Here is an 11,484-nt window from a genome sequence, read left to right on the forward strand (position 1 = left end):
GGCGTGGGCGGACGGAGCGGGTGGCCCCCGGCAACGCCGGGCCCACCCTGCGTTCAACCGGCCTTAGTTGGCCTGGCTGACCATCGTTTCAACCATCTCCCACTTGCCGTTTTTGACTTCGTAGATGGTGACCGAGATTTCCTTCAGATCGCCCTTGGCGTCGTAGGAAATGTGCTCGCTGGTGGCGCCCTTGCGGTCAAGCTTGGCCAGCACGGGCAGGTACTTCTCGGGCTTGGCGGAACCGGCCTGTTCGATGGCCGTGATCATGTTCCATGCGCCGTCATACGCGTACGGTGCGTAGACGCCGGGGGCCTTCTTGAAGCGCGCCTGATAGCGCTGCTCGAAGTCCTTGCCTGCGGTCATCTTGTCCAGCGGCACGCCGGCCAGCGAGGCAAAGGTGCCGTCGGCAGCGTCGCCCGCCAGCTTGATGAAGGTGTCGCTGCGGGTCATTTCACCGGAGACCAGCGGCGCCTTCAGGCCCAGCGTGGCCAGCTGGCGCTTCATGGGACCAGACTGCGCATCCAGGCCGCCGTAGAAGATGGCGTCGGGCGCCGCGCCCTTGATGTTGGTCAGGATGGCGGTGAAGTCGTTCGCCTTGTCGGTGGTGTATTCGCGGCGGACCACTTCGCCACCGGCGGCCTTCACGGCCTTTTCGACTTCATCGGCCAGGCCTTGGCCGTAAGCGGTGCGGTCATCGATGATCGCAACCTTCTTGGCCTTCAGGTTCTGCACCATGAACTTGCCCACCGCGGCGCCCTGCTGGGTGTCGCTGGTCATCATGCGGAACGTGGTTTCGTAGCCTTGCTTGGTGTATTCCGGCGACGTGGCCATGGCGATCTGGGGCAGACCGGCTTCATGGTAAACACGCGATGCGGGGATGGTCGTGCCCGAATTGAAGTGGCCCAGAATGCCGACGACGTCCTGGTCGACCAGTTGCTGCGCCACCTGCACGCCAACGCGCGGGTCGGCTTGATCATCACGCGACACCAGCACGAACTTGGCGGGCTGGCCGTCAACCTTGATGCCCTTCTTGTTGGCCTCTTCCAGCGCCAGATTCAGGCCGTTCTGCATGTCTTCGCCGTAGTGCGATTGCGGACCGGTCAGGGGCGCGGCGAAACCGAGTTTGATATCGGCAGCCTGTGCGGCGGCCGTCATGCCAACAGCAGCAACGCTGGCGGCGAGAAGCTTCAAAGTGGTGCGGAACTTCATGGGGAATCCTCCGGGATGTCGGACTACTGGCCGTGTACTTGTTCTAGCACTTAAGGCCTTGTTATACCTGAGCTTTTAGCCAGGCTTTTGGTTTTTTCTACTACCGCGGGCCCAGCGGTGGCCGGGTCCCGCGTATGCATTTTCTGCAAAGTCTGGATGCCGGGTTGCGACATCCAGACTTAAGGTGCGACCGGATTTTCGTTCCAGTGCAACCTTGCCCGATATTGGAGATAACCCTCAGTCTCCAGAGGGTTCCCAGATGGTCACATCAACCGATGGTCATGAGGCTGGCGTTGCCCCCTGCGGCGGCCGTGTTGACGCTGATGGAGCGTTCGGTCAGCAGGCGTTCCGGCACATATCCGGCACCCGCCGCCAGGGCGTCAGACGTCAAGCCATGCACCGACAGGATGGCGCCGGGACGCTGCGCGATGCGCTGGTTCAGCGCTTGCAGCGCGTCGCCATCGCCTTCGAACAACACGGCCTGGTAATCGGCCTGATCGACTTCGTCATCAGCCAGAATGCCCGCCTGCCCTTGCTGCTCGGCGTCCAGCTTGGCCAGCAGCGCTTGCGCCGCAGGCGTGTCCGCGAACCAGGCGTGGTTGCCCGTCAGACGCGCCACAGACCACTGCGCACGCGCACCGGCCTCGGTGGCGGCCACGCAGTACACCGCGCCACGCGGCTCAACCATGTACGTGTTGGTTTCACCCGTGGGGCCCGGCAACGCAATGCGTTGCGGCAGCGGCGCAGCAGCGTCCAGCGCCGGCGGCAAGCCGGCCGGGCGCGTACCCAGCAATCGGTACATGTACAGCGGGCCACCGGCCTTGGGGCCGGTGCCGGACAGGCACTCGCCGCCAAACGGCTGCACGCCCACCACGGCGCCCACGATATTGCGGTTGACGTAGACGTTGCCGGCATGGACCTGCCCCGTCACGTGCGCAATGGTTTCGTCGATGCGGGTGTGCACGCCAAAGGTCAGGCCGTAGCCCGTGCCGTTGATGGCGTCCAGCAAGGCGTCGAGCTCGTCGCGCTTGTAGCGCACCACGTGCAGCACCGGGCCGAACACTTCACGCGTCAGTTCGCTGATGTGGTCGATTTCAATGATGGTCGGCGGCACGAAAGTACCGTGGCGGCATTCGCCATTGAGTTCCACTTGATCCACGCGATGGCCCGCCGTGCGCATCGTTTCGATGTGCCGTTGGATGCCATTGCGGGCGTCGGTGTCGATCACGGGGCCAACGTCGACCGACAGGCGGTCGGGGTTGCCCACGCTGAGTTCGCGCATTGCGCCGCGCAGCATGGTCAGCACGTGGTCGGCGTTGTCTTCCTGCACGCACAACACGCGCAGCGCCGAGCAGCGTTGGCCAGCCGAATCAAAGGCCGAGCTCAGCACGTCGAACACAACCTGTTCAGACAAGGCGGACGAGTCCACCACCATCGCGTTCTGACCGCCGGTTTCAGCGATCAGCGGAATGGTGTGGCCGTCGTCATCCAGGCGGTCGGCCAGCGTGCGCGCGATGATGCGGGCTACGTCGGTCGAACCGGTGAACATCACGCCGCGCACGGCGGGGCTGGCCACCAGTTGCGCGCCCACGGTCTCGCCACGGCCCGGCAGCAGTTGCACGGCGCCGTCCGGCACGCCGGCCGCGCGCAGGATGGCCACGGCTTGCGCGGCGATCAGCGGGGTTTGTTCAGCGGGCTTGGCCACGACGGTATTGCCGGCGGCCAGCGCAGCCGCGACCTGACCGGTAAAGATGGCCAGCGGGAAGTTCCACGGGCTGATGCACAGCACGGTGCCCAGCGGGCGGTGCGTGTCGTTGCTGAATTCCTGCTCGGCCTGATCGGCGTAATAGCGCAGGAAGTCCACGGCTTCTCGCACTTCGGCGATGGCGTTGGGCAGCGATTTGCCGGCTTCGCGCACGATCAGGCCCAACAGGGTCTGCATCTGCTCTTCCAGCAATTGCGCGGCGCGGCGCAGGCATTGCGCGCGCTCGGCCACCGGGGTCGATTGCCAGATGGGCGCCGTGTTGGCGGCAGCACGCAATGCAGCGTCCGCTTCTTCGGATTGCGCTTCCACCACGTGGCCCACCACGTCGCGCAGGTTGGCGGGGTTGCGCACTTCAACGGCACGCGCCGGGTCCCAGGCCTGTTCGCCTTCGCCCAGCATGGGGCCGGCGCGCCACGGCGTGCCGGCGCTGGCCAGCAGCGCAGCGGACAACGAGCCCAAGCGGTGTTCGTTGGTCAGGTCCAGCCCGGCCGAGTTGGCGCGAGCGCCCTGCTGCACGTTGCCGTAAAGCTCACGCGGCAGTGCAATTTTTTCGTGCGGCGCACCCAGCGGCACGATGCGCGAGGCCGCTTCCACCGGATCGGCCACCAGCGTTTCGACAGGAATGCTGTCGTCGCCGATCAGGTTCACGAACGAGGTGTTGGCGCCGTTTTCCAGCAGGCGGCGCACCAGGTACGCCAGCAGCGTTTCATGCGTGCCGACCGGTGCGTAGATGCGGCACGGGCGGTTCAGCTTGCCTTGGGCCAGCGGGCCGACCACTTCGTCGTACAGCGGTTCGCCCATGCCGTGCAGACACTGGAATTCGTATTGGCCCGGGTAGTAGTTCTGCCCCGCCAATTGATAGATGGCCGCCAGCGTGTACGCATTGTGCGTGGCGAACTGCGGGTACACGGCTTCGGGCGCACCCAGCAGCTTGCGGGCGCACGCCAGGTAGGCCACATCGGTGTACAGCTTGCGGGTATAGACGGGGTAGCCTTCCAGGCCATCCACTTGGGCGCGCTTGATCTCGCTGTCCCAATAGGCGCCCTTCACCAGACGCACCATCACGCGGTGGCGGCTGCGGCGAGCCAGGTCGATCACGTAATCGATCACGAACGGCGCACGCTTCTGATACGCCTGGATGACAAAACCAATACCGTTCCAGCCGTCGAGCTCGGGCGCGAAGCACAGCGCTTCCAGCAGGTCGAGCGAGATTTCAAGACGGTCGGCTTCTTCGGCGTCGATGTTCAGGCCGATGTCGTAGCTGCGGGCCAATGCCGTCAGCGCCTTCACGCGCGGCAGCAGTTCGGCGATGACGCGTTCGCGCTGGCTGCGCGAATAGCGCGGGTGCAGCGCCGACAGCTTGATCGAAATGCCCGGGCCTTCGTAGATGCCACGGCCGGCCGCGGCCTTGCCGATGGCGTGAATGGCCTGCTCGTACGACGCGTAATAGCGGTCGGCGTCTTCGGCCGTGGTGGCGGCTTCGCCCAGCATGTCGTACGAATAGCGGAAACCGCGCGCTTCCATCTTGCGGTTGTTCGCCAGCGCTTCAGAGATGGTCTGGCCCGAGACGAACTGTTCGCCCATCATGCGCATGGCCATGTTCACGCCCTTGCGCACGAGCGGCTCACCGCCCTTGCCGATCAAGCGCGTCAGCGCCTTGGACAGCGACTGTTCGCTGCTCACGGCCACGAGCTTGCCGGTGATCATCAGGCCCCAGGTGGCGGCGTTGACGAACAGCGATTGCGAACCGCCCATGTGCGACTTCCAGTCGCCACGGGCGACCTTGTCGCGGATCAGCGCATCGCGCGTGGCGCGGTCAGGAATACGCAGCAGCGCTTCGGCCAGGCACATCAGCGCCACGCCTTCCTGGCTCGACAAGGAAAATTCCTGGATCAGCCCTTCCACCCCACCGCCGCTGCGCTTGCCGCGCAGCTTCTTGACGAGGTCCGTCGCCATCGCATGGACCTTTTCCAGGTTGGGCATGCGGGCCTGGCCCAGCAAGAGCGGAACACATTCAGGTTCGGGGCGGCGGTAGGCGGCGGTGATCGCCGCGCGCAGCACCGACTGCGGCTGCACGTCCTGGCCAAACTCGTAGAACGGCGGCGTCGGGGCGGCATGGGCGTCGCCGCCCTCTTCGTCCGCGCCGGTATCCATGCCCAGATGCGACATTTCGGCGGGCAGATGGCCGCGCTCGATCTTGTCCAGATAAGACAAGATGGCCTGCTTGTGCAGCCAATGCGGCGTGCAATTGAGTTTGTTCGCGGCGGCTTTCAGGCGGTCGCGTAGTGCGTCATCGACTTTGACGCCGAGGGTCGTGCTGGCCATAAGAGATTGCTTCCTGTCGCATGGCAAAGGTAATACTGGATTCGAATGAATCCCAGTATGGGTAGGACCGTATGCTAGACAGGTTGCAACCGAGTTTGTATTAAGGTTAACCCTAGGTTAGACCTTGGTTAACCAATTGAGATCGTGCAGGTTTCTTAATCCTTGAGCGCGGAGCAGCCCAACATCTGCACCGAAGCCGATCCCGCCGGGGTTTGACCTCGGATCGCAGATGCCATCACCCCCGCCAAGCTGACGACCGCCCGCTGCTGCGCGGCGATCAACGCTGGCACGCCGGCTTCCGTCACGTTTTCCGTGACGACGCTGCGGCACAACAGACCCATGCCTTTGGCATTGACGGGCCTCACGCGCCAGGTGGCGTCCAGCTGCGCCATTTTCCCGGACACGAGATCAAAGCGTTGCACGTCCGTCTGCACCCGCCACACAGGCGCCCCCGGGCCAGGTTTGACCGCCTGCACATCCAGCGCCCCCAATTCGCGCTTGAGCGCATCGGACAAGGCGCCGCGCAGCTCATCGCCCAGCGGCGAGCTCCAGCGCTCGGAATACAGCGCCGACACGCTGCCATCACCCGTGCGCACCATCAACTGCGGCTGGTCGGCCTGGGTAGACAGGGTGACGCCCTGAACCTCGATCAGATAGCTGGCGGGCGCAGTGGCGGACGACGCCGGCGTTTGGGCCGCCGGCCCCTGCAAGGTGTAGTAATTCACGGGTGGCGATGACCCGCAGCCCGCCAACGCGGCGGACAAGGCAAGCAAAGACAGGACGGGACGCATGTGGGTAAGAGTCATGGTTCTTTAGTTCCTGACAGGGCCTGAACCGGGAATCGGGTCGTTGCCACGGCCGCGCAACAAGGCTTCGGGGTTGGATTGCAGGAAATCAGCCAAGGCGCGCAACGAACGAGCCGCGCGGCCGAGTTCCTGCATCGCTTTTTCGGTGTTGACCGGCAAGGATGCGTCGGACGCCAGCATTGCGTTGATGTTCGCCATCGATTCCTTGGCCTGCTTCAGCATGCTTTGCGCTTCCGGCGCCACCTGCTTGTCCAGGCGGTTCATCAGCTTGGACGTGCTGGCCAGCGTGGTGCGCAAGTCTTCGCCAATCTTGTCGAACGGAATCTTCTCGATCTTGGCGACGATGTTGCTGACCTGCTGCTGCAACTGATCCAGGTTGCCCGGGATGGTCGGGATCACGGCGGGGTCAGACGGCTGGAAATCCACCGGCTTGGCGTTCGGGAAGTTGTCCAGCACCACATACAACTGGCCGGTCAGCAGGTTGGACGTGCGCAACTGCGCGCGCAGGCCATGCTTGATCATCACGCCCAGCAAACGGGTACCCGCAACATCGCCATCCTTGGTCGCCCGTTCGCGCACTTCGTCATAAACGCGGCCCAGGCGCTCCGGATACAAGGTCGCGTCCACGATCGAGTAGAAGCGCTTGGTGGCCGGGTCAAAGTCCAGGGTGATCTGCGTAACGTTGCCCAACGTAATGCCGCTGAAGTCAATCGACGCACCCACCGTCAGGCCACGGATCGACTGGTCAAAGCGCATGCGGATCGGGAAGGCTTCGCCGTCGGGGTTGGCCTTGGCGGCCGCTTCGGTCGAATACAAGTCGAAGTTGGCGTCCGCAGGCGCGGGCGCACTGCCGTCGCGCGCGCTCTGCACGGATTCAAAGGCCACGCCGCCAATCGCCATCGACACGAGGGATTGCGTACGCACCTTCAACCCGTCTGCATTGACGCTGAAGTCCACGCCGCTGGCGTTCCAGAAACGCGTGCCGTTGGTCACGAACTTGTCGTTGGGCGCATCCACGAACACTTCAACGTTGACGGCGGTGCCGGTCTTGTCGAGCTCATAGCCGATGACGCGGCCCACATTGATGCGGCGGAAATAGACAGGCGAGCCGATGTCCAGCGACCCCAGGTCGGATGCCTTCAGCTTGAAGCGCTTGCCTGCGCGGTCATGCGTGACCGCAGGCGGAATCTCCAGGCCTTCAAAACTGAATTTGGTGGCTTTGGCGGAACCATTCTTGCCTTCGCTGGCGTCCACGCCGATGTAGGCGCCCGACAACAAGGTGCCCAGGCCCGACACGCCACTGACGTCCAGACGCGGCCGCACGACCCAGAAATTCGTGCCTTCGCGCGCCAGGTCCGACACGTCCTTGGCCAGCTCGGCCTGCACGACGACCTTGCTGCGGTCGCCATTGAAGCCAATGGACTTCACCGTACCGATGTTCACGTCTTTGTAGCGCAGCTGGGTCTTGCCGACTTCCAGCCCTTCAGCCGTATTGAACGAGATCGAGATATCCGGGCCGGCCTGCATCCAGGTCCGCACCACCAGCGACAAGCCCATCAGCGCGGCCACGATGGGCACCAGCCAGATCCACGAGATCCGGCTCTTCTGCTTGCGCGAGATCGCTGGCGACTTGAACTTCTCTTCACCGGCTTCGGGCTTTTGATCGGACATCTACTTTCCTTTTTATTCTTGAGCGGGAAACCATCGTTGTTGCTAACCCACTTCCTTGCCTGCAAGGGGCGCCGCGCGATCCGCTGGGCGCGAGAGGCTGGCGCCCTCGACCTCGGGCGCATCGATTTCACTTTCGCCTTCCAGGTCCCAACTACGGCGCAAGTCGAAGCTCATGGCCGCCAACATCGTCAAAATCACTACCACGCCAAACGCCGCCGCACCTGCGCCGGCGCTGATCTCCATCAGTCCCTGAAAATCTGCCAGGGCCGCCAGCAATATAACGACAAAAACATCCAGCATCGACCACTGGCCAATGAACTCCACCATTTGATACAAGCGGGTACGCGGACGCAAGTTGGTCGTGCTACGCCACTGTTCGGTCAACAGCAGCAGGATCAGCGCCAGCAGCTTGGTCAATGGCACGGCCACGCTGGCAATGAAGACAATCAGCGCGATGTCCCACGACCCCATCTGCCAGAGCTCAACCACGCCGCCCAGAATGGTATGGGCGCTGTCGCCCAACACGGAACTGACCTTCATCACAGGCAGGACGTTAGCCGGAATGTAGAAAACGACTGCCGCCAGCAGCAACGCCCACGTGCGCGCCAGGTGATCCGGCTTGCGGTAGTGGACGACGGCTTCGCAGCGCACGCAGTGGTGTTCTTCTTCGGGGTCGGCCTCACGCGGCAGCGCCTGCACCTGACCACAGACGTGGCAGCCGGCCAGCACCGTATCCGGCCCGGTCTCGGGGATGTGCACGGGGGCCACGCCGGCAGTTTCGGCATAGCGCCACAACACATGCGGCGACAGGCGCCCCAGCATCGTCAGGAAAATGGTCAGTGCGCCGAACGCGCCCAGGCCAATGCCGGGCGACACCGCCGCCATGCCGGCCAGCTTCACCACCGCCACCAGCACGCCCAGCAAAAACACCGGAATCATGCACCACGGACGCAGAATGCCCAGCAGGCGCATGGCGCCCCGGAACCCGACCGGCTCGCGGCCTTGGGACAAGGGGCCCAGCACCCACAACAACACGGTCAGCTGCAGCAGCGGCAACGCAAAGCCAGCCAGGCCCGTCATCACGGCGACGACCCAATGGCCTTGGCGCCACGTAATGGAAATGGCGTCCAGCAAGGACGCCTGTTGCACCATGCCCTGTACAGACATGGAAGCGACCGGGTAGGCGTTAGCCACCCCGAACACAATCAGGGCAGTGAGGGCGAGGGCCAGCCAATTGGACAAAGTAAGCCCGCTGTAGCGCCAGAGTATGGCTCCGCAGCGGGCGCAATTGGCGGTCTCTCCAGGTTCAAGCTGATGTCGGCGATAAACGCTTGCGCAATGTTCGCACTCGATCAGCGGCTGGTGGTCCGCGGTCATTAATCGATCAGTTCGACTTCCTGCTTATCCGGCGCATCCGATGACGGCGGTTTCCCGTTGTCGTCGAAGTCCAACGTCACCTTGCCCGAATCGTCCAGGTCCACCGTGACCGAACCGCCGTCAACCAGCTTGCCAAACAGCAGCTCGTCGGCCAGCGCGCGGCGGATGGTGTCTTGGATAAGACGTTGCATGGGACGCGCGCCCATGAGCGGGTCGAACCCCTCCTTGGCAAGGTGTTCGCGCAGTTTCGTGGTGAACACGGCTTCCACGCGGCGCTCGTGCAACTGGTCTTCGAGTTGCATGAGGAACTTGTCCACCACGCGCAGGATGACCTCGCGGTCCAACGCGGCGAACGGAATGATTGCATCAAGGCGGTTGCGGAACTCAGGCGTGAACATGCGGCGGATTTCCGCCATTTCGTCGCCCAGCATCCGCGAATTGGCAAACCCGATCGACGGACGGTTCAAGGTTTCGGCGCCCGCGTTCGTCGTCATGATGAGGATGACGTTGCGGAAGTCTGCCTTGCGGCCGTTGTTATCGGTGAGCGTGCCGTGGTCCATGACCTGCAGCAGGATGTTGAACACATCCGGGTGCGCTTTTTCGATTTCGTCCAGCAGCAGCACGCAGTGCGGCTGCTTGGTGATGGCTTCGGTCAGCAAACCGCCCTGGTCGAAACCAACGTATCCCGGCGGCGCGCCGATCAAGCGCGACACGGCATGACGTTCCATGTATTCCGACATGTCGAAGCGCAGCAGCTCGACGCCCAGCGTGAACGCCAGTTGGCGAGCCACTTCGGTCTTGCCCACGCCCGTGGGGCCCGACAGCAGGAACGCGCCAATCGGCTTTTCCGGCTTGCCCAGGCCTGAGCGCGCCATCTTGATGGCGGCAGACAAGGCATCGATGGCGCCGTCCTGGCCGAAGACCACAGTTTTCAGGTCGCGGTCGAGCGTGGCCAGTTTGCTGCGGTCATCGTTGGACACCGACTGCGGCGGAATGCGCGCAATCTTGGACACGATGTTTTCGATGTCGACCTTGCCGATCACCTTCTTCTGGCGCGAACGCGGCAGCAGACGCTGTGCGGCGCCGGCTTCGTCGATCACGTCAATCGCCTTGTCAGGCAGATGACGGTCATTGATGAAGCGGGCCGACAATTCGGCGGCAGCCGACAACGCAGCGGCAGAGTAGCGCACGCTGTGATGCTCTTCGAAACGGCTCTTCAAGCCGCGCAGGATCTGCACGGTTTGCTCGACGCTGGGTTCCGGCACATCAATCTTCTGGAACCGGCGCGACAGCGCGTGGTCTTTTTCGAAGACGCCGCGATATTCCGTATAGGTGGTGGCGCCAATGCACTTGAGCTGGCCGGAAGACAGCGCCGGCTTCAGCAGATTGGACGCATCCAGCGTGCCGCCCGAGGCCGAACCGGCGCCGATCAGCGTATGGATTTCGTCGATGAACAGGATCGCGTCGGGATTACCGCGGATCTGCTTGAGCACGCCCTTCAGGCGCTGTTCGAAATCACCGCGGTACTTGGTCCCGGCCAGCAGCGCGCCCATGTCCAACGAAAAGACTTGAGCCGCTTGCAGAATTTCAGGCACTTCGCCGCGCGTGATGCGCCACGCCAGGCCTTCGGCGATGGCGGTCTTGCCCACGCCCGCTTCACCCACCAGCAGCGGGTTGTTCTTGCGGCGGCGGCACAACACTTGAATGACGCGCTCGACTTCGTGCTCGCGTCCGATCAGGGGATCGATGCGGCCCGCCAGTGCGGCGGCATTCAGGTCGGTGGCATATTGATCCAGCGGCGACTGACGCGATTCGCCCTGTTCTTCACCATTGGTCTGCTGCTCTTTCTGCACGGCGGCGGACTCCACCTGGGGCTGTTTGGTAATGCCATGCGACAGGAAATTGACGACGTCCAAGCGCGTGACGCCCTGCTGTTGCAGGTAGTACACGGCATGCGAGTCCTTTTCACCGAAAATGGCCACCAGCACGTTTGCGCCGGTCACTGGCTTCTTGCCAGTACCCCCTGCGGAAACGTGCATGATTGCGCGTTGAATCACGCGCTGGAAGCCCAACGTCGGCTGCGTGTCGACCTCGGCGCCGCTTGGAATCACCGGGGTGTTTTCCGAAACGAACTGGCGGAGGTTGCGGCGCAAGTCGTCCAGGTTCGCCGCGCATGCGCGCAGAACCTCGACTGCCGAAGCGTTGTCAAGCAATGCCAGCAGCAGATGCTCAACCGTAATAAATTCGTGCCGGGCCGAACGGGCCTCGACGAAAGCCATATGCAGGCTGACTTCAAGCTCTTGAGAAATCACGCTTCCTCCGTATTGCATC

General features: G+C 63.4%; 6 protein-coding genes. All 6 read right to left on the reverse strand.

The window, feature by feature from the left end; genetic code table 11:
* Positions 1-63: 63 nt before the first annotated feature.
* On the reverse strand, positions 64-1,209 hold the full coding sequence (locus AC1DB0_RS03550) for a branched-chain amino acid ABC transporter substrate-binding protein (RefSeq protein ID WP_054424990.1): 1,146 nt from the start codon (positions 1,207-1,209) through the stop codon (positions 64-66).
* A gap of 268 nt (positions 1,210-1,477) precedes the next feature.
* Positions 1,478-5,299 carry a trifunctional transcriptional regulator/proline dehydrogenase/L-glutamate gamma-semialdehyde dehydrogenase gene (gene putA, locus AC1DB0_RS03555; protein ID WP_054424988.1) on the reverse strand — a complete coding sequence of 1,274 codons (3,822 nt, stop codon included), beginning with the start codon at positions 5,297-5,299 and terminating at the stop codon, positions 1,478-1,480.
* 155 nt (positions 5,300-5,454) lie between these two features.
* Positions 5,455-6,105, reverse strand: a complete 651-nt coding sequence (locus AC1DB0_RS03560) for a PqiC family protein (RefSeq protein WP_476756572.1) — start codon at positions 6,103-6,105, stop codon at positions 5,455-5,457.
* A 6-nt stretch (positions 6,106-6,111) separates the two neighbouring features.
* Positions 6,112-7,776 (reverse strand): PqiB family protein, encoded by a 1,665-nt coding sequence (locus AC1DB0_RS03565; protein WP_054424983.1) that lies wholly within the window; start codon positions 7,774-7,776, stop codon positions 6,112-6,114.
* A 42-nt stretch (positions 7,777-7,818) separates the two neighbouring features.
* The gene (locus tag AC1DB0_RS03570; RefSeq protein ID WP_175169371.1) at positions 7,819-9,153 is read right to left on the reverse strand and encodes a paraquat-inducible protein A; all 1,335 of its coding nucleotides are present in this window, start codon (positions 9,151-9,153) and stop codon (positions 7,819-7,821) included.
* Entirely contained in the window at positions 9,153-11,483 is a 2,331-nt protein-coding gene (gene clpA, locus AC1DB0_RS03575) for an ATP-dependent Clp protease ATP-binding subunit ClpA (protein ID WP_245636393.1), read from the reverse strand. The genes AC1DB0_RS03570 and clpA overlap by 1 nt, the downstream gene beginning before the upstream one ends.
* Between the last annotated feature and the right edge of the window lies 1 nt (position 11,484).

The organism is Achromobacter sp. 10T422 (genome assembly GCF_056394065.1).